Origin of the sequence: Butyrivibrio sp. ob235, from assembly GCF_900109475.1 — a bacterium.
Classification (GTDB): domain Bacteria; phylum Bacillota; class Clostridia; order Lachnospirales; family Lachnospiraceae; genus Butyrivibrio.
Window position 1 is genome coordinate 88,665 of sequence record NZ_FOBE01000012.1, and the last position, 24,184, is coordinate 112,848.

The 24,184-nt window shown below is 42.6% G+C and carries 22 protein-coding genes, 3 tRNA genes and 1 pseudogene; 4 read left to right on the forward strand and 22 right to left on the reverse strand.

Annotation, left to right across the window (positions count from 1 at the left end; translation table 11 throughout):
• From BMW61_RS21890 to BMW61_RS10505, 6 genes are all read right to left on the reverse strand, one after another.
• Window positions 1–1,695 (reverse strand): hypothetical protein (locus BMW61_RS21890; protein ID WP_091821669.1); only part of this gene is annotated, 1,695 nt, incomplete at its 3' end.
• A gap of 22 nt (window positions 1,696–1,717) precedes the next feature.
• A complete protein-coding gene (locus BMW61_RS10485) occupies window positions 1,718–4,360 on the reverse strand; it encodes an Ig-like domain-containing protein (RefSeq protein WP_091821672.1) in 2,643 nt (880 codons plus the stop codon).
• Window positions 4,361–4,817: 457 nt separating this feature from the next.
• Window positions 4,818–5,264, reverse strand: coding sequence for a flavodoxin family protein (locus tag BMW61_RS10490; protein ID WP_091821676.1), 447 nt, complete (start codon window positions 5,262–5,264; stop codon window positions 4,818–4,820).
• A gap of 3 nt (window positions 5,265–5,267) precedes the next feature.
• Window positions 5,268–6,059, reverse strand: coding sequence for a response regulator (locus BMW61_RS10495; protein ID WP_091821679.1), 792 nt, complete (start codon window positions 6,057–6,059; stop codon window positions 5,268–5,270).
• On the reverse strand, window positions 6,037–7,356 hold the full coding sequence (locus tag BMW61_RS10500; RefSeq protein ID WP_091821682.1) for a sensor histidine kinase: 1,320 nt from the start codon (window positions 7,354–7,356) through the stop codon (window positions 6,037–6,039). Before BMW61_RS10500 ends, BMW61_RS10495 begins: the two co-directional genes overlap by 23 nt.
• A 176-nt stretch (window positions 7,357–7,532) precedes the next feature.
• A tRNA-Leu gene (locus tag BMW61_RS10505) sits at window positions 7,533–7,616 on the reverse strand.
• A 243-nt stretch (window positions 7,617–7,859) separates the two neighbouring features.
• On the opposite strand from BMW61_RS10505, the gene BMW61_RS10510 reads away from it, so the two are divergent.
• On the forward strand, window positions 7,860–9,227 hold the full coding sequence (locus BMW61_RS10510; protein WP_091821684.1) for an MFS transporter: 1,368 nt from the start codon (window positions 7,860–7,862) through the stop codon (window positions 9,225–9,227).
• Window positions 9,228–9,308: 81 nt separating this feature from the next.
• On the opposite strand, the gene BMW61_RS10515 is transcribed toward BMW61_RS10510, so the two are convergent.
• The 3 genes from BMW61_RS10515 to BMW61_RS10525 form a co-directional block, all read right to left on the reverse strand.
• Window positions 9,309–9,530, reverse strand: a complete 222-nt coding sequence (locus tag BMW61_RS10515) for a hypothetical protein (protein WP_022762928.1) — start codon at window positions 9,528–9,530, stop codon at window positions 9,309–9,311.
• 232 nt (window positions 9,531–9,762) lie between these two features.
• Window positions 9,763–10,731: a flavodoxin family protein gene (locus BMW61_RS10520; protein ID WP_022762927.1), complete on the reverse strand. Its 969-nt coding sequence runs from the start codon at window positions 10,729–10,731 to the stop codon at window positions 9,763–9,765.
• 182 nt (window positions 10,732–10,913) lie between these two features.
• Window positions 10,914–11,792, reverse strand: coding sequence for a LysR family transcriptional regulator (locus tag BMW61_RS10525; RefSeq protein ID WP_091821687.1), 879 nt, complete (start codon window positions 11,790–11,792; stop codon window positions 10,914–10,916).
• A gap of 163 nt (window positions 11,793–11,955) precedes the next feature.
• Between BMW61_RS10525 and BMW61_RS10530 the strand changes: the two genes are divergently transcribed.
• Genes BMW61_RS10530 through BMW61_RS10540 form a run of 3 tightly spaced genes read left to right on the forward strand, consistent with a single transcriptional unit; the run spans window position 11,956 to window position 14,305 of the window.
• Window positions 11,956–12,723, forward strand: a complete 768-nt coding sequence (locus tag BMW61_RS10530; RefSeq protein WP_091821690.1) for an ABC transporter ATP-binding protein — start codon at window positions 11,956–11,958, stop codon at window positions 12,721–12,723.
• Window positions 12,707–13,498, forward strand: a complete 792-nt coding sequence (locus BMW61_RS10535) for an ABC transporter permease (RefSeq protein WP_091821693.1) — start codon at window positions 12,707–12,709, stop codon at window positions 13,496–13,498. Before BMW61_RS10530 ends, BMW61_RS10535 begins: the two co-directional genes overlap by 17 nt.
• Before the next feature lie 3 nt (window positions 13,499–13,501).
• A complete protein-coding gene (locus BMW61_RS10540) occupies window positions 13,502–14,305 on the forward strand; it encodes an ABC transporter permease (RefSeq protein WP_091821696.1) in 804 nt (267 codons plus the stop codon).
• Here the strand turns inward: BMW61_RS10540 and BMW61_RS10545 are convergent.
• The 13 genes and pseudogenes from BMW61_RS10545 to BMW61_RS10605 all read right to left on the reverse strand — a co-directional run.
• A complete protein-coding gene (locus tag BMW61_RS10545) occupies window positions 14,302–14,769 on the reverse strand; it encodes a GNAT family N-acetyltransferase (protein WP_091821699.1) in 468 nt (155 codons plus the stop codon). The two genes, BMW61_RS10540 and BMW61_RS10545, sit on opposite strands and share 4 nt — an antisense overlap.
• Complete coding sequence (locus BMW61_RS10550) at window positions 14,766–15,602, reverse strand: S66 family peptidase (protein WP_242876702.1); 837 nt, start codon at window positions 15,600–15,602, stop codon at window positions 14,766–14,768. The genes BMW61_RS10545 and BMW61_RS10550 overlap by 4 nt, the downstream gene beginning before the upstream one ends.
• A gap of 65 nt (window positions 15,603–15,667) precedes the next feature.
• The gene (gene dinD, locus BMW61_RS10555) at window positions 15,668–16,309 is read right to left on the reverse strand and encodes a DNA damage-inducible protein D (protein ID WP_091821705.1); all 642 of its coding nucleotides are present in this window, start codon (window positions 16,307–16,309) and stop codon (window positions 15,668–15,670) included.
• Between the two features lie 67 nt (window positions 16,310–16,376).
• Entirely contained in the window at window positions 16,377–17,042 is a 666-nt protein-coding gene (locus BMW61_RS10560; RefSeq protein WP_091821707.1) for a phage head-tail adapter protein, read from the reverse strand.
• 421 nt (window positions 17,043–17,463) lie between these two features.
• A tRNA-Leu gene (locus BMW61_RS10565) sits at window positions 17,464–17,547 on the reverse strand.
• 92 nt (window positions 17,548–17,639) lie between these two features.
• Window positions 17,640–17,723: transfer RNA gene (locus tag BMW61_RS10570), tRNA-Leu, on the reverse strand.
• 52 nt (window positions 17,724–17,775) lie between these two features.
• Window positions 17,776–18,105, reverse strand: coding sequence for a hypothetical protein (locus BMW61_RS10575; protein ID WP_022762918.1), 330 nt, complete (start codon window positions 18,103–18,105; stop codon window positions 17,776–17,778).
• Between the two features lie 58 nt (window positions 18,106–18,163).
• Window positions 18,164–18,997: a hypothetical protein gene (locus BMW61_RS10580; RefSeq protein ID WP_091821709.1), complete on the reverse strand. Its 834-nt coding sequence runs from the start codon at window positions 18,995–18,997 to the stop codon at window positions 18,164–18,166.
• Between the two features lies 1 nt (window position 18,998).
• Window positions 18,999–19,766 (reverse strand): adaptor protein MecA, encoded by a 768-nt coding sequence (locus BMW61_RS10585; protein WP_022762916.1) that lies wholly within the window; start codon window positions 19,764–19,766, stop codon window positions 18,999–19,001.
• Between the two features lie 248 nt (window positions 19,767–20,014).
• On the reverse strand, window positions 20,015–21,358 hold the full coding sequence (locus BMW61_RS10590) for a flagellar hook protein FlgE (protein ID WP_022762915.1): 1,344 nt from the start codon (window positions 21,356–21,358) through the stop codon (window positions 20,015–20,017).
• A 142-nt stretch (window positions 21,359–21,500) separates the two neighbouring features.
• Window positions 21,501–22,427, reverse strand: a complete 927-nt coding sequence (locus BMW61_RS10595; protein WP_026499586.1) for a serine O-acetyltransferase — start codon at window positions 22,425–22,427, stop codon at window positions 21,501–21,503.
• Between the two features lie 89 nt (window positions 22,428–22,516).
• Window positions 22,517–23,818 carry a CAP domain-containing protein gene (locus BMW61_RS10600; RefSeq protein ID WP_175475164.1) on the reverse strand — a complete coding sequence of 434 codons (1,302 nt, stop codon included), beginning with the start codon at window positions 23,816–23,818 and terminating at the stop codon, window positions 22,517–22,519.
• A 78-nt stretch (window positions 23,819–23,896) separates the two neighbouring features.
• Window positions 23,897–24,184: pseudogene (locus BMW61_RS10605) on the reverse strand (RNA-guided endonuclease InsQ/TnpB family protein); the annotation flags it as partial.

Here is a 24,184-nt window from a genome sequence, read left to right on the forward strand (position 1 = left end):
AGCAAGTTCAGAATCAAGCCCTTCTACATTTGCTTCAGGAACATCGTCCTTTTTCTCTACTTTTGTTTCAATAGTACTATCGTTATTCGTTTCTTTTATCTTAACTTCTATGCATGCCGGATCAGAATCTTTATGAGAGTCATCTCCTGCAACTTTGTACCATACATAATAATTTCCGGCTTTTGTTCCAGTGGGTATTGCTGTACTATACCCGTCTGTTGGTGCTGTTTTTGCATCTGTACCAAGCGCGTACTGCATTGTACCACCATCGGCTGTTCCGGCAGTTACAAGTTCCTGTGCAGAACCATTTTCAGTCAAATCAGCCTTTGCTGTAGGTTCTTTAACTACTGTAGCCATAGACTTAGCCGGCAAAAATTGAACCTTTTTATAGGTCAAAGCCTGTCCTGTAGTACTGATTTCTATATCTGCTTCGCCTTGAGTTCCATCCTTATCTGTCCATCCAGTACCTTTCAATGCATTAATTACAGGAAAATCTGTAGCCTTTCCCTCTCCTGAAATAACTACTGATTCAACATCAGAACCTATGACTAGCTTATAATTTTTCTCGTCTCCTGTTATTCCATAATTTCCATATACATCAAGACTTCCACCGTTAATCTGAGCACCTTTTTTTGCATATATTCCATTGCTGGTTGTCCTCATAACTATATTTCCGCTATTTTGGGTAAAAGCCGCCTGATCACACCAAATACCTTGTGATTTAGTATAACTTGATGCCACAATTTCAAGAGTTCCTGTGCCATTTATAGTGACGTCTTTTGTACTGTAAATACCGCATGGTAAATTCGCAGTATGTGTATTTTCTATACTGTTATTTCCACTAATCTGGATTTTTAGAGGATCCTCACCATCATAATAAATCCCGCCATAATGAGGATTTTCTGCATTATCATTATGTCCTACTCCACTATAAAAGAAATTATTTAATGTCAACGTATTACTATCAGGATCATAACTCCAGCCATAATCGGATTTCTTGTTTTTAGTAACAGCTGTATCACCAACCCATAACCCATATGATTCTACCCATAAAGGTGTTGCATATATACCGTCCTTGGTTATTGAGATTGGTGCACCTAGTGCAGTTTCGCCCCAGGTTGCATTATGAAATAGCCATCCGCAAAGCACTTTCCCCTCAGGAGCTATCCAACCCGCAGGCATTGAAGTCAGTGCTTTTGATCTTTTGTTTGCATCGTTGACTACATAATCCGGATATTGAGGATTATCAGAATCATATTTATATGTAAGAGTATGTGATGGTAAATATGGCGCAAACGTTATAACACCATTCTCTACACTTTGAACTTCAAGTCCTTCTGATAAATCCTCTTTAAATGCTCCTCTATTACTAAGACCATAAACTGTATTTGCTTGATCCACAAATACATAGTAGTTTCCGTCAGTACTATACGCCACTGTGTAACTATTTGTTCCGCTATTATAGTTTCCGGTTCTCAAAGTCAACGTACCACTACTTAATTCAGTAAGCCCCTCGATATTCCCAAATTTTAATGATGCGGAGCCATAACTGATTTGATCATATACTGCTAGATGATCATCTACTTGTAATGACGTATATGAAGCCGCCTTAGCTGTAATATTTACAGCAGGTGTCAGCCATAATACCAAGAGCATCATCAAGAAAATTCCAAACACTGTTTTTATCTTCTTCATTCTCTAACCTCCTAATCTATCATTATTTAACAGTTACAGTTACTTTCTTTGCAAGGCAGTTCTTGGAATATACGTATATAGTACATTTTCCTGCACTTATGCCTGTTACTTTTCCATTCTTATCAACCGTTGCAATGCTCTTATTGGTTGACTTGTAGCGGAATTTTGCTGCATGGTTATCGGAAAGCTCTTTCTTCTTGCCTTTTTCAAGGGTCGTTGATGCCTTGATTTTAGAAGTCTTTCCGACAGCTACAGTTATGGTCTTTGTTGAAAGCTTAAGCGTTTTGATATTCTCAAATTTCTTGTTGTCTTTTCCTGCGAAGTGGGCTGAAACAGTCTTTCCAACCTGATTTCCATCACTGTCATATGCAACAACATAGAGCTTAAAGTTCTTCGTAAAGTTGATCTTCTTACCGTTTATCTTTTTTATTGTTACGGTGTTCTTCTTTGTTGTAGCTGTTGCCTTCTTGGGATATTTGGTTCCGCAGTAGGTTGCATATACTTCATACTTTGCTACTCCCTTAGTCTTATCCCATGAAATTCCAATCTTTCCATCTTTCTGAGTTATCTTGACGCCTGAATAGAAAATAGTATTGCTTTCCTCAGTGTCTTCCGTATCAGAATATGCCAGAACAAAGGTAGAAAGTCCGTCTATCTCAATCGGAATTGACATTTTTGTCGTGTTTGCAATAATCTTGGCAACTTTGTTATGGATATGTATTATATAGAATTTTCTATTCACTCCTGCCGGCGCTTTGAACTGTTCAGGAACCTGCAATGTAACTGTAAAGGTCTTCTTACCGGTTTCTGTTACCTTCCTTGTATAGTCTGATCCGATTTTCAGCCACAATGACATGTCAAAATACATTCCAACCACAGCGTTTTTATTCTTTTTGGCTATTGTAGTCTGAGACAGTTCCTTCTCAGTATTTGACACTGACGAATCTATATTTGTCATTGTCAATGTAAGTGAAACATCATTTCCGGCGTTTACTTTTGATTTTTCTTCTTCTGTCATGACACCTTCAACCAGATCAGTAGTAATTCCTTCTACTTTAGCTTGTGGTGTATCATCTTTTTGCTCTACATTTGTTTCTATCTCACCGTCTTTTACGGCCTTTTTTATGACTACTTCCACGCATGCAGGATCTGAATCACTATGTTCCTCATCGCCAACAGCCTTATACCAGACGTAATAAGTTCCGGCTTTTGTTTCTGTTGGAATTGAAGCACTATATCCGTCTGTCGGTGCTGTTTTTGCATCCTTTCCAAGCGCATACTGCATTGTGCCGCCTTCGGCTTTTCCTGCTTCAACAAGCTCCTGGGCAGATTCTGTTTCTTTGAGATTTTTTGCTGTAGGTGCGGTTACAACTTTTGCTTTAGTTAACGGGAACTGAACTCTCTTATAATCCAGCCTATCGCCATTTTTATTTACAGCAATAAACTTCTTTCCCTCTGTTCCTTCAGCGTTGCTGTAGCCCTCTCCCGAAGCATAATTTTTTACATTACCATAGATGGCACAGGATCTGTCTTCATTTCCACCAATAGATGTTACCTCACAATCTTGCTCGATAGTAACTTGGTTGGCGTATATACCATGATTTTCCATTTGCCCATTAAGTCCCTGTGTAGTCAGACTTCCTGTTCCTGTAAATACTATTTCTTCAGATGAATCGGAATTAATGCCACTGCTTATTGATGATTTTGCAGTACATTTAATACTATTATTTCCGATAAGTTTGATTGTTAGCTTATCTCTGGTACTAGTGTAAATTCCTGCTCTTTTATAACTGGTACTGTAGTTGGAACCACGTGTTCCTTCACCCTCATATACAAATCCATTAAGAGTAAGCGTATTGGAACTACTATCAAAACTCCAACCGTCACCTGAAGTGTGTTCTGCAGTAACTCTGTTGTCATCACTCCCAATCCAGATGTTAAATAATTCGGGGCCAACTGTGATCGTGCATTCCGCTGTTTTTGTCGGGTCATAGACACTGGTCAGTTTGATTTTGCCTGTGCCAACCTTAAGTCCTTTGACATAAAAACTTCTATCCGTGATCTCATCATTTTCTGTTAATTGCGTTGTCGCATTTGCGTATAGCACTATTACATCTGCGCCTTCAGTTATAGTAGCTTTTACAGCAGTAACACTGCGGTCAGATATGTTGGAATTGATGTTAAAACTTACGTATTGTGTACCGTTTACCGTTGTTGATGAATCATTTATAGTTATTGAGTTAAACTTCGCTTCTGTCACCACAACCTGAGTACCGATTGACGCATAAGCTGAAACACCGTCAAAGACGTAATCTTTATCAAAGGTGATCGAATTTCCACTTTCGATTCTCTGGTCAGTTACTACTCCATTATTGTAATAAATAGGCTTATTACCTGCTTTAAGTATGTCTCCTGTTTTGAAGAAATTGCCTTTGGAAATTCTGTGTTTTTGTCCATTTTCCTCATATGTGACTTGAGGATTGTATGAAGTTTCTCCCATTTGCTCAAGATCAGCTGTATAGACTTTTCCCGACGATGCTTTAACTATAGTCACTTTACTAAAAACACTTAGTAACATGAATGAAAGTGCAAATAATACTGACAATAAAGTACTGCTTATTGCCCTTTTTTGTTTCTGCATCTTTTCTTTACCTCTAAGAACCATAAGAAAACCTCCTTATAAGAAAACTTTTCTTGAATCTATCGATAGCTGCATTAGCAGTGAACATTCCGCTTTGTATTCGTAGAAAAACTTTATAACGCTTCCTTTACAAAAATAAGAATATAAAAAAGTCAGATTAGACAAGTTTTATTCATTCTCATCCATTCTGACTGCTTATCATCATTCCTATATTCTTTTACACAGCAAAAGCAATCCCCTATTATCACTATATGCCTACTTGCTAAGAGCATCATGTTTTCTTCCGGTATTGCTTTCAACTTCATAAAAATCATCCTGTTCTTTTACAAAATCATGCAGAACACAAGTTAATTATGCCTTACTCACCATTACATAAGCATTACAAAACCCGCTCAAATACTGATATTTCCATAAACTTTCCATTAAAAAATGATGCGAGTCCGGTAATCCAAACTCGCACCATTTTATATGGGAATACTGATTATGAAACAGTTATTGTCCTGAAAAACTCTATCGCCTTGTGCAGGTCCTCCTCATTGGGGCGTCCTTTTGCAGTGCCGCCGATCAGTTTGAAGGGTCCGAAGGTATTGTAACCGGGGCAGGTGAAAGTGCCGACAACCTCCGCGTTTTTGCCCTTAATCGACTCTTCCATTGATTTAGAGAAGTCTCTGTTCATAGCGCTCGTCATTATGTAAAAAATCTTCTTATTCTGTGGTAGATTTACCTGCGCGAAATTCTTCACCTGCTGGTGGAATTGTCCTCCGTATATACCGGATGCAAAGCCAATGAGATCATACTCATTAAGATTCATCTCGTGCTTCATAGTTGCATCAACTACATCAACATTAAATTCCTTTGCTATCGCTTCAACCACCTTCCTGGTATTTCCGTGGTGGGTTGAAGCATATACTATTATAGCTTTACTCATTAATCAATCCTTACCAAAATGTATTGTTGCATTTTTCATCTCAGCCCAGCTGTACTCTGCCATGTACTGCCCGTGATACTCGTTGACAGCATCCATATCACCCTCAAGCAGGCGGTAGTAATCGCAGTCGAGAAGGTCCCGTCTTACAGCCAGTTCCCTGTGCTCTCTTATGAGCACGTTTTCCATTCCTATATCTTTTAATGTATTCCGAAGATCATTTACAAGAACACGAATGCGGTTCTGTTCTGCCTTATTGTCTGCGCCTTCCTGCCAAAGGGCTGTCGCAATCTCTCCCGCTGTGCACGCAGCACCTTCACGGTCTATCAGATATGCCAGAAGTTCTTTACTTTGTTTTCTTGCAAAAATAAGTGGCTCTCCGTGCCAATATACATCAAAGTGTCCGAAGCATTTTACAACAAGCTTATCCTGCTCCGGTATTATTCCCGGCTGATATTCAAGCTCCTTTTTTACCTCTTCAACAGTCACGGGCTTCATCAGATACCCCTGCGCCTTAACCTTGAAGGCTTCTACTGCATATTTTTCATAACCTGTAGTAAATACTATTCTGGTCGCCGGCGAAAGCTCCTTGGTCTTTATCGCAAGCTCCAGTCCGGACATCCCCGGAATCTCAATATCGGAGAAGAGAAAATCGGGACGCTGCCCTTTTCTTATGGCTTCCAGTGCCGATGTGCCCCTGCTGAAAGTGATAATATCAGCATCCCCTGCGGCCTTGGCGATCACATCTCTGGTCTCGGCCAATACTTTTTCTTCATCATCTATTGCAAAAATCAGCATTTCCTAATTCCCCCAGTGGAATTTTAATAATAGCTTTTGTCCCCTCACCTTTACATGAATCAATAATTAGCTCCCCACCTGAAATTCTCTCTATCCTTTCCCTCACATTACTTATGCCTGCGTGTGAACGCCCGGAGACATCAGTTATATCTTTCTCATCAAAACCGGGTCCATCGTCCTCAACACAGATAATTACGTCATCTCCGGACTTTTCGGAATATATCGTAACCGTTCCCCTGCCGCTCTCACTTTTCCTTACTCCGTAGGTTACAGCATTCTCAACAAGAGGCTGCAAGGTTAGAGTCGGCAATGAAAAATCCGTATACTTAAGGTCGTACTTAACACCCAATTCATCTCCGAATCTGAGTTTCTGAAGTGCCACATATTCCTTCACATGCTCTAGTTCCTGCTCGAAGGCTATCGGCTTATCCGTCGTAAGTGAATCCATATTGTGGCGCAGATAATTTGTAAACTGCCCAATGGCCTTCTCAGCCTTCCCCGGATCCTCGGTGCACAAATGCTTTATTACAGTCAGCGAATTAAACAGAAAATGAGGCTGTATCTGTGCAAGCAGAATATCGATTTTCAGCCTGGAATTTTCGGCTTCCGTCGCATAATACCGCTCCATCTGGTCCGACATAATGCACATCATCATGAAAAGAGCGGCCACAACCGTACTTAGCGCAATAAGGTGTACTCCGAAAAATATTGCCTGTAAAATCATGGATATCATCGGAACTATTGCATAAACCGCAAAAGCAGTCCTTTGGCGTTCGGAGAGCTTTTTTCTCTTCTTCCAAACCGCAAAAAGATTCACAAGCATGATAAGCACTGTAGGTATTATTAAAAGTGAAAAGTAAGGTCCTCTCTGATAGCTGTTGTCATTATCAATGCGGTAGCTTCTTCCTGTGAACAGATTGCTTATAAGCAGTATATTGTAAATACACCACAATACTGCGGATGTATAAAATATGCCGTTTTTCATCCATCTTTTTTCGCCGCTCTGAAACAGTACAAAAATAGTTATCAGGATTGTTAAAAGAGATGCAAAAAAGGCCTGGCCAAAAATTACGACTTTTGATAAAAACGCCCAGCCATATCCCTGAAGATCATATATCACTTCCCTTATCAGAATGCATAGAACATATATCTGAAGCGTGCCAAACAACACTGTGAAAAAGTGTCTGGTCTTACCATCGAAATTGTGTCCAATCCTTGTCTGTATCAGCCCAAGTATTGAAAGCACAAGCCCGGCAACAGCGAAGATAAGATTGATCGTTCTAATCTCACTAATCATTTACATCTGTCTCCTACTATTCATTTTCATATATTATAATAGTAGCTTGTACGGGAATAGTTTGCATACAGAATTATTTTACAAAACCAAGCATTACATAAACATTACAAAAGCATGTATATAAAGTCCCTCTTCCGCACTAAAAAACCGGATAGCATTCGCTATCCGGTTTTTAGTGCGGAAGAAGGGACTTGAACCCTCACGATGTAGCCATCACAAGATCCTTAGTCTTGCTCGTCTGCCAATTCCGACACTTCCGCATCTATCTTATTTTCGCTGCCGCTTGTTTATCAGCGACAGCTTTTATATAATATCAAATCTGAAAAATAAGTCAACACCTTTTTTAAATAAATCGTTAATATGATTATGTTTGAACTATATTTAGATATGTTCATTTTCAACAAAAACTTCCCATTCAGCTTAGATACTACTGATAATTGTCATTCGGACACTGAACGCGCTATAATAGTTTCGCACTATTTCTTTGAAAGGATTCAAAACAAATGAAACAATTAAAGCCAATCACAAACAAATTACTCTGGATTTTCGCTATGGGACAGTTCGGATGGAGTCTCCTCTCCGGAGTCGTTTCCAACTGGATGGTGTACTACTACACCGGTGCTCCGAGTGAGCAGAACCCTAACACGGGTCTTTTTGCTTCAGGAATCACCCAGTCACCCATACTTTTTAAACTTACTCTCTTCGGTCTCGTTCTTGCAGCCGGCAGAATATTCGACGCTGTAACAGATCCGCTCATCGCAGGATGGTCCGACAGAAGTAATTACAAGGGCGGCCGCAGAATCCCATTCATGCGCGCGATGGCAGTGCCTTTTTCGCTTTGCACTATCGGGCTTTTCGTTCTTCCGCAAACCCAGAACATCACCCTGAATGATACAATACTCTTCATTCTTCTGATGGTATTCTATCTTTTCATGACTATGTTCTGCACACCCTATAACGCACTGATTGCGGAGCTTGGTGACACTCAGCAGCATAGGATTAACGTTTCTACCTTTATATCATTCACGTTCATCCTTGGTCAGAGTATCTCTTTCCTTCTTCCGAATCTGGCAGGTGCGCTTGAGGGGGCAGCAGGTCAGCAGGGTTCCATAAGACTTTCGGTAGCAATCATGGCCACTATCGCATGCCTTGCAATGCTTATTCCCGCGTTTTACATAAATGAGCGTGACTACATCGATTCCAAGCCCAGTGATACAAAGCCCTTCCAGTCCCTTGCCAAGACCTTTTCAAACGGACAGTTCAGACGCTTTGTATACAGCGATGTAATCTACTTCTTCGCGCTCACACTTTTCCAGACCGGTCTTGCATTTTATGAGACACAGCTTATGGAAATTGAGGACACCTGGACCTTCGTACTGACAGCTACAATGACAGCAATCAGCGTACTGCTCTATCCCATCATCAACGTTCTTGCGAAGAAGATTGGCAAGAAGAACCTCATCATCACCGGTTTCTTCGCTTACTGCTGCGTATTTGCCATCACAACCATGTGTGGAAAGGGACTTCACTGGGGCTTCATAATTGCCGTTACAGCAGCTATTCCAATGGCAATTCTCGGAATTCTCCCTCAGGCCTGCGTTGCAGACGTAGCTGAGCTTACAAGACTCGAGACCGGCGAAGACAGAAGCGGGATGTTCTTTGCTGCAAGAACCTTCGCCTTCAAGATGGGTCAGGCTATCGCCATGGTAACCTTCACCTCTGTAACTGTTTCACAGACAAAGGGGAGCTACCGCACCACCGCCGCAATTGCATTCGTAACATGCTTTATCGGCGCCTGCATCTTCTTTACCTTTAATGAAAAAATGATACTTGGAAAAATCAGAGAGCTTAAAGGAAGCGACGAAATCTAAAGAGTTGTTCAATAACAAAAGTAAAGCTGCCCGGGGTGTTAACCTCGCGGCAGCTTTTTATTATCCCTATATTTAGTTTTCTTAGTTCTCAGCCTTGAGAGGAAGGAGCTGTAAATCCTTTGTTCCGAAATACAGACTATTCCTTATCATACCTATACGATAAAGGCTGATAATGTAGTACAAGGATTTTGTAACCATAACAAACCCAAATACCTCCACCAGTTCTTCCACAGTCGGCGGATAGCCCTTTCTTCTCGTATAGTTCCCAACAAATTCTGCTATGTACGTATCGTTAATTTTCATGTCACGACATCTCCTTTAGCAAGTCTGTGACAATCATACCGTTAAAATGTTTCCTATTTGTGAGCCATTTATAAAAATTTTATAAACAATGTTTTGAGCCCCCTCATCCGCCCTTCGGGCACCTTCCCCCCAAGGGGAAGGCAAAAGAAAAAAACATTTCCCCCAAGGGGAAGGCAAAAGAAAAAAGCCTTCCCCCTCTGGGGGAAGGTGGCACGAAGTGCCGGATGAGGGGCTACTCTGCGTAGCCGATGTATGGCTGTTTGAGCTCCTTAAGATTCGGTATCTGTCCGGGCGGAACTGCCTGAGTCTTAATCTCTGTGGAGTGTTCGAGCTTACCTGCCCAGCGAAGTCTTGATCTGTTCTGCTCTTCCTCTGAGAAGCTGACATCAAGAGCACCGCCCTCTCCAAGCTTGAAAGTTCCTCTGATGCCGCATACAGGGCACTCTATCGCCTTTCTGTCAGGTGAAACAGTAAGCATATTCATGTGGCAAACCGGGCAGATTCCCTGCTCGTCTCCGCGCCACTTCATGCGCTTAACTTCATCATTTTCATCCTGAGCCTTGAGAGCCTCGAGGATGTTTTTACCCATCTGTCTTGATCTCTCCATCTCGGGTTCGTTTCCGAGAACATGCTCGCAAGCCATTGCGCCAAAATATTCGTGTGCATCGATCACATCGATTCCCATAGACATTGTCATCTGGTACATCGTAGGAAGCGTGAATGCAAGCCAGTTCTTGGTCATTGCTCCGCCTACAGAAATGAATGCGCCAACTCTCTTCTTAAAGCTTCTTGCATCCGGAAGCTCATCTTCACTCTTGCCGGCAGCTTTTCCCTCATCGTAAGTCGCCTTACGGAAGGTGATGTCGTGTGAAGGACCAAGTCTGTCGCAAACCGTCTTAAAGCGGCCTGTGGGCGAGCACTCATAAGTAGGTGTTCCTATGATCACTGCGTCGCACTCCATAATAGCTTCGTCAAGAATATGAAAATCATCCTGAAGCGGGCAGCCGCCTTTTCCGCGTCCCGTAGTCATTCCTACAACGCATGAGATGCAGCCTGTGCAGGGCTTGATATCCATCTCGTCAACTCTGAAAAATTTGACCTCGCAGCCCTCCTTCTCGCACTCCATTAGCGCTGTTTTTACCATAATATCCGTGTTGCTGAGCTTTCTTCCGAACGAAAGCCCCAAAACTTTTTTGTTCATAACTTCCACCATTTCCCAAAATTTCTGTTACGACAAATAATTCTCAATTTGTCCATGTTACGTTACTAATTTACATCTTTTATTGCCCGCGCTCTTTTTCACCGTTTCTTATTCTTTGTCTTCTCTTGCATATGAAAAATGGCTGCACCATATCGTGCAACCATTCGCAATGGGTTATTGCATTAACTTTTCATAATCAGCCCTATCAACTCTTCTATTGCCGGGTTCCGGTGTTTATCCTTATGAACAAATATCTGTGAATATATCGGAAAATCTGCGCCTGCCCAGTCGATCTTCTTAAGTTTCTTTTCCTTTACCTCCATGGTGGCCGTCATGGCCGGCATAAAGGCAATTCCAAGTCCATTTATAGCAAAGGCTTTAAGAATCTCCTTGCTGCTCGTTTCAAGTTCAATCTTAGGCGTCACTCCCTGCTCCCTGAAATCCTCAAGAAGCATACGCCTGAAACTGCAGGTGTGGGATGTCAGTAAAAGAGGAACATTTTCCAGATCCTTTTCTTTTACCTTCTTCATTTTTGCGATCGGATGGGAAGGGTTTGCAAAAAAGCTAAGGGACTCCTTCTTTTTACAAACCATTTTAAGCTCAGAATTCTCTATCAATGGATTCAGGGTATAGACCACATCGAGTGCTCCGCTCTTAAGAAGCGCAGGAAAAGTATCATGATCTATGAACTGAATCCGTATATCCATGCCGGGATATTTCTTCTTATACTCCATCAGTTTTTCCGGAAAATTCCTGTAGCACAGTGACTCCGACACGCCGAGCTTTATTATCCCCGATGGAATCTCCGCGGCCGAAACCTCCAGGAGCATCTGCCTCTGAAGCTGCAACATCTGCTCCGCATAGGATATGAGCTTTTCTCCTTCCGCAGTAAGGACAAGCGTCTTCCCAAGCCTCTCAAAAAGAAGGCATCCAAACTCTTCCTCCAACAGCTTAATCTGCGTCGTCACAGTTGACTGAGCGTACCCCAGCATATTGGCTGTGGCTGTAAAGCTCCCTGTTTCAACAATTTTCAAAAAGGTTTCAAGCTGTGTGTTATTCATATCGACCTCTTCTTAATATCAATTTATTTGATGGTTATAATCTGTTATTTCAATTTTACTGATGGGTTGTTTAATGATATTTTACATTTAAGGAGATTCAAAATCAAGTCATCTATATCGTCAAATGTTTTATGGAAGCAGCTAAACCGGAGGTAACAGGGATATGAGTATTGAAGTAAATGACCTTACCAAAATATATAAAATGAAGAAGCATCAGAAAAAGATTGCCGTAGACAATATATCTTTTTCCATTCCAAAAGGAGAAATCGTCGGATTCACCGGCCCTAACGGAGCAGGAAAATCCACCACCATAAAAATGATGACAGGAATCCTCTCCCCCGATAATGGTTCTATTTCGATAGATGGTCTGAATTTCAAAAAGAACCGAAAGCAGATCATGATGAAAACCGGCGTGGTCTTTGGTCAGAAATGTGTTCTGTGCTGGGATATCCCGGTCATAGATTCTCTAAAGCTTTTTAAGGATATGTACCATGTTCCCGATGTCGTTTTCAGAGAGAATATGGATAAATTTTCAGAAATCCTCGGACTTGATGAATTTATCGGACAGCCTCCAAGGCTCTTAAGTCTCGGGCAGCGAATGAAAGCAGACCTAGCAGCGTCACTTATCTATAATCCGGATATTCTGTTTTTGGATGAGCCCACCATTGGAATAGACGTACTCTCGAAAGAACGAATCAGGCAGTTTATAAAAAGAATAAATGAAGAGCGGCACACCACCATCATTCTGACCACGCATGATGTTTCGGATATCGAGTCATTATGCGAAAAGATGATCATTATCGATAAGGGATCTCTTATATATGATGGAACGCTTCCACAATTAAAGACTATATACAGGACTACAGATCTTGAAGAGATTATAAAAAGGATCTACCTTGCGGGAGAAGAAAAAAATGCGAAAATATGCTGACCTTGCAATGATTGGAATAAAAGAACATACTGCGTACTTAAACTCTGTATGGGCGAATTTTCTTTCTAAAATCGTATACCTTTACATGCAGTTTTCATTGTGGAATGCGCTGTTTTCATCGAATGCGGGAAGGAGTATACCGCTTAGCCGGGATGAGACCATCAGGTATATCATTGTAGCCACCCTAATCTCCACATTTATGGAATGCGATGTCATAGCCTGGATCAATAGCCAGATTCAATCGGGCGATGTAGCAAATCAGCTGATAAGACCGATTGACTATAAGCTCATGATCTTTGCGAAGCATATCGGTACAAGCCTTGCAAGAATTGTGATATATACTCTCCCGCTTGGGATTGTAATCTCCGTCTTTTATCACGGAAAACTATTCTGCGAAGAACAACTTTTATATGGAATCATATCCATCCTTCTGGCGTATATGATTCAGTTTTTATATTCCCTGATAATAGGTCTGATGGCGTTCTGGCTGATTGTGACCTGGTCGCTTAACATGCTGCTTGCGGCGATTTACAAACTCCTCTCCGGTTCGTGGATACCTGCTGCGATGTTCCCCGAATTTCTTGCGGCTATAAATGCATTTCTCCCGTTTCGCGCAATATATGCAATACCGGTTACCATCATCACTACGCCGATGTCCTTTGAAAATCTCTGTGAAAATCTCTGCGTTCAACTCATATGGATGGCTGCCCTATTTTTATTATCCGAAGTCTGCTGGATAGTGGGAAAGAATAAACTTGTAGTTCAGGGAGGATAAGTCATGTATCTGCTAAAAATGTACAGACATTTCGTAATTATATATATGAAGGGAAAACTGGCTTACCATTTTTCTCTGGTTTTTGAGCTCATTGCAAATACGATTCAGATTGGGATCTATTTCGCAGGATTTCTGGTTATATTCCATAACTTTGGTAACATTGCGGGATGGACTCAGAATGAAGTCCTTTTCATGTTCACTACCAGCTGGCTGACCTACAGCCTGAGCTGTTTCTTTTTCTGGAGTCCCATGAAAGATATGGGCGAGCTCATCCGCACCGGCAAATTTGACCTGTATCTTACAAGGCCCATCGGCCCGATGCTGTATATGGTACTGCAGCAGTTCCAGTATACTTTTATTCCGCGCCTTGTTTTGTCTGTGATTTTCTGGGTCTACAGCATGCGATCGATTTCTATTGAGTGGACAGCGGGTTCGCTTATATTTTATGCCGTAAACATGGTTTCTTCATTTGTGATATTCTCTACGATTACAATATTTACCGGAACCATCAGTTTTTGGACAATAAAAAGTGAGGAGATAGTATCTCTCCTCACCAATAACAATTATGGATTAAAAAACTATACTGATTATCCGATTACCATTTACGGTAAAGGAATCGGATTCCTGCTTACTTTCGTAATCCCATACGCATTTACAGGATATTACCCTGTCGGGCACCTTCTGGGAAAAAGTCTGGCTCATCCGGAATATGCTTATCTGTCACCTTTTGTGGCACTGATTGCTGGCGTAGCGGCTTATCTGCTATGGAACTATGGTCTTAAACATTATAACAGTGCAGGGGCTTAATCTTTCTCGTAGAATACAATGTCCATGCGATCGTTGATCTTATCTATTTTTCCGGTCTGATGATACCCCATCTTCTCGTAAAGATGAAGATTTCCCTTTTCCTGTAATATAGTGTCCAGGCACCAGTTTTCTGATCCGTATATCTTCTCCACTTCCAGCATTGCCTGCTGAGCATAGCCTTTATTCCTATGCTCCGGCATAATCCAGATAGGCGATATACGCTTTCTACTGCCATCCTTTTTATCTATAACACGAACAACACCAGCCTTTTCACCATCTGCCATAATGAAAAAATATGTAGTCCACGGCTGCTCGAACCTGGCCACTACCTTATCCATATTTTCAGCCGCAGGACTCATATCATAATCCTGATATTTTTCCAAAAGCCCCGAGAATGCCTCTACCTGCATCTTCCAGAGTGTTTCAACATCATCCCGTTCTACAGGTTTCAATTCTATACTCATAGCTTAAGTCTCTCTCCAATCACAATAGCCTTTGAATCATGACCGTGCCCGATTTCTCTTGTGGCAGCGACAGGTAATGCATCTGAAATGTGCATTTTTAAGAGATCATATATTGTCAGTTCCAAATCAGCTTTTTCATAATTGGTAAATGTCCCAAGAAGCACTCCACTAACCTTATCAAAAACTCCGATTTGCTCAAGCTGCGCAAACAGTGTTGCCATCTGTCCCGAGCCTCCACCCAGGGACTCAAGCAGAAGGATTTTCCTTTCCATGTCAGGCCAGTACTTCGTTCCCGCAAGTTTGGTGAAACATCTGATGTTGCCTCCAACCACTATTCCTTCCATGTGATCTCCCTGAAGAAAATCATACTTTAGATCAAACAATGGCGACTTATTCCCTTCCAGATAATCTGCATACCTCTTTCTCTGCAGCTCTGACTCAGAATATACCATGTTCTTTACCTGATAAAGAACTGAAGGTTTTCCTGTCATTGTATAAATCGCGTTTATTATCGTGGTCAGATCGCTGTATCCCCAAAACACTTTATCTGACCTTGCTATTACATCAAAGTCCAGATATTTTAGAACACCGTTTGCGAGATCACCACCGGAGATATCATATATCGCCTCAATGGAATCATCCTCGTAAAGGCGCATAAGATCAGCGGCTCTTTCCTCATCTGTCCCACTAAAATCATCTACTTTAGCCTTTATGTGCGGGGCAAGAAGGGCTTCGATGCCAAAGCCTTTCAAGGCCTGAACCAGTTCATCTACCTGATATTCCCATTCCTTTATATGCCCGTCTGAACAGGCTGATAAGCCAACTTTCATCATATCTTCTCCCATTTCATGAAATGATATCTTGAACGATCATAGTTCAAGCTGTATTCCCAGTATATTTACTCATCTAGCATTAGCTTCCCAGCCTTTGCTTTCTTTTTCAGGCGCTCCATCTGTTCCTTTTGACCTACTGATAATCCCTTTTTATCATGAATATCATCAACATCAAGGCCACCATAAAGCCCCATATATCCGGCATTTTGAAAGATTGCAAATTCTTCATTTGTGATGACTCCGGCATCATGGGCCGTTTCTGCAAGAAGCTGATTCCACTGCTTTATATCGCCACGAACAACAAGACGTCTGCGATCTTCATCCAATTGGTTAAAATGATCTGCCAATTCCTGCCTATACGTCTGAATTGCAAAATACGTCTGTCCTAAGGCGATGACTTCTTTACGAGGATCACCGTTCTGTACGATAAGATAGCACGCATACCTAGTCAGCTCATAGTCAACTTTGTCTCTAGGCGCCACACCACCTTCTACCAAATTCCTGACCTCAGGAAATTGGTCTAAAATACTGTGTCCGGCGTTTTCACACGCAATCATAGCTCGTTTAATTACTTTATGAAAGTTTTCCCATTTACTATATTCTAGAGTAGGGCCAAGTTCCCTCGCACTCCAGAACTCTGAGCCATCCTCACGAATATGTTTGATCGATTCAAATCTAAAATATTCTTTTCCTTTTAACTCTCCCAAAATGCTTCCTCCAAAGTGTTTATATAAAATACAAAATTTGTATTATTAATACTACCTGATCTGATTATCATCCTTCTTCCGGATGAATTTTATTCTTTATTCTCATGCAAGCCTCGATATGCATAATCCAATGTCTGGAGAAAGGCATCTGTATCAATCCTCTGACATCTTTTCCGCACCAGTAATCGATCAGCCAATATGCCTCTTCAGACGTGCTGACAACATTTAGCGATTTCAGGCGTTCTTTTCTGTCATCCGGAATCTTGAGCTTTAGATCATCGTAGGAAAGTCCTCTTACTATTCCCTCCGTACTCTTCTTTACATCCATTACATAAGCATACAATTCATCCAAATCAAGTTGCCCGGAAAATTCTGCTATCTGCTCTTTTATAAGTTCATTCCCTGTAGTGATGATAGGTGACTTGATCCTTTGCTGATAATTCTCCTTGAAAAACACCTGCTCATCATCAGAAATCAGTGTATGCGCAACTATATCCTCTATACGAAAAATGTGCCAGATTGAATACCCGATTGTCTTGCTGTGATAGCCATCAGCATTTATAAACGGTATCGCATCAAATTCTTCCCTTGAAAGATTTTTCTTAAAACCATTAAGCGTATCCAGAAGCTGATTCCTCAGTTTTTCTAAGGTCACTACCCCATCCTGCCAGGTGTCACTCTTTTTTAGCTGAAGCTGCATCGTTTTATTCAGTTCTGACCATTCCTTATTCATATAATTTCCCCTCGCCTGCCTTAGTGATAGACTCGACATACTAGGACAACTTGTATGCATACGCTATATGTCTTTCCAATAATAGTATTATATCCCAATTTGCTCTTTTCGTACATATGTTCACTAGTTTTTCTATACGCCGACTTTTTACCTTGATTTCGTTAAAGTAGTAGGAATCAAGGTAGCCCACTGCAATGAAGCTGCGGGTGAGAGTCCCTCTTCCGCAGCGGAAGCTTAAATTATTCGAAGTGCGGAAGATGGGGTGAGGTGGATAAAGAAAAAGGTCCGGGGGACCTTTTTCCCACCGAACCGACCGACGAAGCAGCTATGCTGCGAGGAGACCTTGAACCCTGGGTTCAAGGGGCTCCTCGGCACGATACGAAAAAGGGATTAGCATTTCTGCTAATCCCTTTTTGTATCGTGCGGAAGATGGGACTTGAACCCACACGATGTAGCCATCACAAGATCCTTAGTCTTGCTCGTCTGCCAATTCCGACACTTCCGCATTTCAAGTATTAAACTGTGTTCTGTGGTTTGACCCCACTCGAACAATAATATAGTAAAAGCTTCTTGTAGTCAAGCAACTTTTTCTATAAATGCAGGAAAAGGGACTTGAACCCTCATGATATTGCTATCACACGGACCTGAACCGTGCGCGTCTGCCAATTCCGCCATTCCTGCAAGCGACAATAGATATTGTAGCTATTTGACGATGTTTTGTCAACAGCATTTATCACTTAAACAGAATATCCGCTGCCTTGTAAAGATCATTGAAAACCTTATACTTCTGGGTATATTGAATAAGAACTGCAATTAGAATAAGCACACCTGCAAGGCACACGAAAAGCATAGGTGCGGAAGGATACGACAAGAGTCCGACCACCGCTATTGTAATCGAAACAATCACTGCCGCGATGATGATAATCCGCCTCAGCAGTTCCTGCTGCATTGCCTCAATCAGAAGCGTTATCTCCTTTTTCTCAGCGAGTATCTCCTCGTCCGATAAAAGGTCCATATCAAGCTTCTCAATACGTTTAATTCTGTCCCTGATTCTCTTTTCCATACCAATCCCCTTAGTCCACTTGCCGCACCAAAGCGCATTCAAAAAAACTCAGCACTTCCTACTCGGCAAAGATTTTGATAATCATGGAATTAACTTTGTTACTTGCCTCGATACCCCGCTCAGAATAAGCATCTGCGGAATCAGACATGCTCTCCCCACAGACATCTACTGACAATATACCACTTCCGAACCGCTCCTTCAAATAAATAAGCGATTTTTCAAGCTCGGAGATTGTCATATTCCCCTGATCCCAGTTGGTTGCAAGCTCGTCCTCATCAAGTACATCCTTATCTATCGATAGATAAATCATCGATGAGACCGTGTCCGGAAGCTCATTTACACTTTTCAGAAAATGCACTCTTGCCCCGGATGTCAGCCGCGAGTTTGATGCATTTTCACCGTCATCCCCGAATAGCTCCGGATTCTCCTCCATAACCTCAGCACACAGCGAGGGATCTGCACCTATTATGAAAACCTGCCCCAGTTCCTTTCTATCCTTAAGCGCATTAAGCACCCAGCTTCCGCAGGATAAAACCTCGCCGTAGGAAGTCCACTTCATATCGGGATGGTGGTCAAAAAAGATGAGATCAAATTCAGGCGAAGAGTTACTACCTTCAATGCCGGATTTTTCACACAAGACATCCATCAGAAGCTTAGACATATAATGATAATTCCCATTGTCAAAAAAGCTTATTACAGGTTCGCGCGAAGAAGATGCATCCAAAGCCTTCACCTTTTCCCTGATCTCTTTGTAAGCGTAATCGTCGCATATGCAGTTGGTGCCGCTTATATCTTTTAATGAGCAAAAAAGAGAACGAGCGCCCTCTTTTTTATAAAAGTCAAAGCCCTCGTTCTCGTAGATACCCGTAAAATCGTATACCGTCACATTCATGTTATTTTGCCAGCATGTCCTTTAAGTGAAGGAGTGCGTCCTCCTTAATAATGCATTTAGCGGTTTCCTCAACGTGTGTCTGCTCGGGTGAGTTCATCATGAGCTCCTCGGCATACTCAAGTCCGCACCTGCGAAGATCGTATACTGCGTTCTCTCCGTCGGGCTCAAGCACCAGTGTTACGAAGTACTCGTCGTTTTCCTTGTAGAGCTTGGATCCTGTAATAGGAAGACTGTAGGATACCTTCGCGAATCTGGCTGCGGAATTGATGTCCTTGAATCTCGCCATATACTTCTCAGTGTTGACAATGGGCTTAGCCATCGCTTCAATCTGAGGATCCTGCTCCTCATCCTGATCATATATCTGTTCAATGAGCTCGGATACATGTCCGATCATCTCATTGAGTGCCTGTCCCTTATCAAAACCAGTCTTAGCCTTGATGGAGTCTACTCTCTCCTGGGTCATCTCTCTCAAAATGGCCTCTGCCGATCCACGGATCCTGTCTGCGGATTTCTGGATGTCCTCGTTGGACATCTTAATTGCAAAAATGCGCACACTTCCGTCCATCATCATGTTCTTGCTCATCATGAGCACTTCTGTTTCGGGATTATACCCAAGCTGCTCGCCAACTTCCCTGTTCAGCTGCGCCATAAACGGAACGGTCTTCTTCTCTCCGTTCATGATTGCTTCCGGGGTGAGGCCGATTTCACGAAGTTCCGACGCAGCGATACTGCATTCTACTGTCGTATTGTTCATTTTAACGATTACCATATAGCCTCATCTCCTTTCCCTTTGAAAAATGAATTGCTATGTTTAGTGATTGTATCACATGATGTTAGCACTGTCTAGTGTTGAGTGCTAATTGTCGCAAAATTCATCTTCTTCTACCTTTATTGTACTACATATTTCGGCTCAAAGCACCTATTTTATTACATAATTTCCAAACGAATATTTGAAAAATTGGTGAACGCAATTAAAAACAGCCCGCCAGATATCCGGCGGGCGTATTATTACAATCCTTATCTCTTGAGTTGTCTGAGTTCGTCCAGGAGGGTGTCCGATACGGTGATGACACGGCTGTTGGCCTGGAAGCCACGCTGTGTGATGATCATATCGGTGAATTCTGTTGACAGATCGACGTTACTCATCTCCAATGTTCCGGAAGTCATGTAACCACCGTCGTCGTTGACCCACATCAGCTGTGCAGGTCCTGAGTTGCCTGTTACTGAGTAGAGGTTTTCACCCTCTTTGTTAAGACCTGTTACATTTGCAAACTCTGCAACTGCGATTTTTCCTGCAACTCTGTTTTGGCCATTGCTGTAAAGTCTTGTGATGGTACCGTCTCTTGCGATAGCTACACCGTTCATATCGCCTTCTGGATAGCCCTCGCCGTTTCCTTCTCTGTCGCCTCTGTAGGTTGCAAGTGCGGAACTGGAAGCACCATTAAGCGGAGCATAATTTGTTGTTCCTGAGAAATCAAGAGTGAACCCGCCTGCTGCTGCCGCATCGCCTTCAAATTGAAGCTGAATCTGCCCGTTTGCATTTCCGTCAGCACCGGTAAATTTTCCGGTTTCAGGATCATAAGTAAGGGCTACCGACAAATTCTCGGGTACGCCGCCCTCTATCATCTGATGATTTTCATCCATAATGCCCGTGATGTTTGCGCGATAGGTTGAGTCGTTGTCATCACCCGCATTATCGAATTTCATTCTTACTGTATAAGTTTTTCCGTCAGCTCCGTAGAACTCGAGGTCTACGGTTCTACCCTTATTGGGATCAAGGAGGTCATCGGTTCTGCTGATATTTCCTGTAACTCTCGCATAGGAAGTAGCTTCGCCGTCCATTTTTATAAGGTTCCCATCCTCGCCGATAGGAAGAATCTGCAGTCTGTCTGTTGCTCCTGCTGCCAGGTCCTCGGCTGTCTTGGCATCATCTGCTGCCTGAATACCTCTTACATAATAACCGTCAGCTCTGGTTACGAGATAGCCCTGCGCATCAACGGTGAAGGAGCCGTCTCTTGAATAGTTCATCTCGCCCTTATGATTTTCAATTACGAAAAATGAATCGCCTGTAATACTAAGGTCAAATACGCTGTCTGTCTGCTGTATTGAGCCCTGCTTTGCGATATTGGTCATAATGGCCGAGTATTTCGCACCGAGACCTACCTGCTTGGCGTTTGTTCCGCCTCTTACTTGAGTAGGACCGTTTGCTCTTCTCGCATTCTGGTATAAAAGATCTCCAAAGGTGGTTTTCTGAGCCTTGTAGGATGTTGTATTTACATTAGCTACGTTATTACCGATAACATCCATCTGAATCTGGTGTGTTTTAAGTCCGGCAACTCCGGACCACAATGATCTCATCATAATCTCACCGCTTTCGTGTAAACATAAAAGTGCAGTCTTATACCTACATCTTTTATTTCGGTAAGCAGCAGCAAATTCTTTAGAATAAAAATAGCACCGCGAAAAACAACTTTCACAGTGCTACTTTATTGATCATATTTAATTAGAAATCCTTCGAGCTTCCGTTCTTTATCTGAAGTTCCTGGTTCTTAATGCTGACCCTGGTTCCGGGCGCTACGGAAGATGTGAGGAATGCATTGGATCCCACTACGGAGTCGTGTCCGATTACCGTCTCACCGCCAAGGATAGATGCTCCGGCGTAGATAGTAACGTTGTCCTCAATCGTGGGATGTCTCTTGGCTCCCTTAAGGGCCTGCCCGCCCTTTGTAGAAAGCGCGCCGATGGTGACACCCTGATATACCTTAACATGCTCACCGATGATGGTTGTCTCACCGATAACTATGCCTGTTCCGTGATCTATCATAAAGTACTTGCCGATGGTTGCTCCGGGATGAATATCGATTCCGGTCTTCGAATGGGCGTACTCTGTCATGATTCTCGGAATAAGCGGCACCTTCAGCAGATAGAGCTCATGAGCCATACGATTTATCGCAGTTGCGAGAAGTCCCGGATAGGACAGTATAATCTCCTCCTTGCTAAACGCTGCGGGATCACCGTCAAAAGTCGCCTGCAGATCGGTGTCTATCAGCGCTCTGATGTCCGGAATCTTTTTGAAAAATTCATGCGTAATGCATCTTGCTCCACAGGTCAGAGTTTCATCGGACGCATTTTCATAATCACCGCCGTGCCTGTAAGCTATTGCCACCTGCTTCTGCAGATTGTAAATCGCATCCTCTATGATAACCGCAACCCTGTTGTAGTCGTTATAGCTTCTATAAATCTTATCTCTGAAATATCCGGGATAAATGACACGCAGCAGCTTTTTCACAATATCAATGACCACGTCCCTGTCGGGCTGGCTGAAAATGTCCATCTGATCAACATCTCTGCCCTTGTTGTAGTCATCAAGAATAAGCTCTACGATCCCCTCTATCTCGGTTCTCAGATTCTGACGCTCTCCAATATCCATCTCTCCTACCTGCTCTCCCCGGTCAGCCTAACCCGTCTGCCGGTATTTATAATTTGTAACAGAATAACCCATTTAGGATTATTAGTCCATCATTTTGTCTTTACTTCTTTTGTTTCCGACTTCTTCCCGTAAATTCTTTCGTCATGGGCCACTCTGTAAGGAACTATATAATAATAATACTTCTTTTTGCGCGAAACCTTTCTGTCAGTGTACTCAAGCTTAAGCTGGCTCGTAACCGTGCCGACTTTCTTAAAGCCGCTCTTTTTCTTATCGGACCTGTAAATCTCATAGCCGGTGGCTCCGATTGCCTTGTTATAGGCCATGACCACTTTTCCCTTAAAACCGGCAATAGCCACAAAGGACGTTTTCTGCGGGGCGTAGTCCGATATCTTCGCACCTAAGGATTTAAGCGTCTTCTTATAGGAAGAAAGGTCGTCCGTCGAGATATACATATTGACTTTCTTGGTAGTGCTTACCGTCTTGGTGTAGTCGGAATCATCCGTTGTATTTGCGAAAAGCTGTACCCAGTAGTGCACTCCCTTTACCTTAGCGTGACCGATGGCACATACATTGTAATTGGGATTTAGCATGTTTCTGCGGTGCCCCTGACCTGCGTACTTTTCATTCACTTCCTGAAAGGCCTCAAAAGCTGCCTTCGCGGTCTTGTAACCATAGGCGATATTTTCACCGGCATAGGTATAGTTGTAGTCGCTCTCATCCAGCGCACTGAAACACATCCTGCCGTTTGGCCTCTCGTGATTGAACTTAAGCGCAATCTCCGCTGCTCTTAGCATTGCGATTTTTTCAAGCTTATAATCATAGGCAAGTTTATTAAGGTCATAGGTATAAACCTGCTTGGTGTTGGTCTCATTCCAGAGCCAGGTGTCCTTACCCGTTCTGAAGTCATTTATCATCTTCTGCATGTTTCTCGCAGATTTCTGAGCATACTTTATATTGATTCCGACCTTGGAAACCGGGAACCTTGTCGCAGTCTTGGGCGCGGATTCCTCTGAAAGAATCTCACCGTTGTAGCCCTTAAGCATATAGGTGTAGATGCCGCCTTCTTTCATCGCATCCTTATCAAGATATGAAAGCGTATCCCCCGGCAAATCAGCCTGAAGCTCCCAGGGGGCAGAGGACTTCTGCCTTCTGAAAACATAATAGCCCAGAGCATTATCCGCCTGTTTCCAGCTCACCAAAAGGCCCTTGTATTCGTTGCTGACATCGGTAATAACCGGCTTTGCAACTACGAGCTCTACGGTCTTCTTAACTTCCTCCTTCGCACTTACGTTAAGTGTGCCGCCGCAAGGAGCAGCAGGTGACAGCAAAAGAGCTGCCGCCAGAAGGATGGACAGAATTTTCTTGTGGGTAAAAAGTTTTGAGTTTTTCATACCGGACTCCCTCATGTATATATGATTATTTTCAATTATGAACTGCCTCCACCGACTCTGCGTCGGAAGAGGTTTCTGTTATGCCGCAGAGCGGCATGAACCTTTGGGATGCTTAGTGCATCCCAAAGAACAGGGCATGTCCACTATGCCTCTATCCCATTGGGTTACCTTTGGGAATACTTTTCTTAAGATATTTGCAGCTCCGTTTATGTCTGCATTTGTTATTGTCCCATCGTAGTGCCTGTAGAGTCCACGCTTTATCCTTTTTCCCGAAAAAACATAGTCAGACTTCCTGCCCTTTTTATACACAGGGATCTCATCCATCGCAAGGAAATCCGCTTTGGATGTATAGCTCTCTTCTGTAAG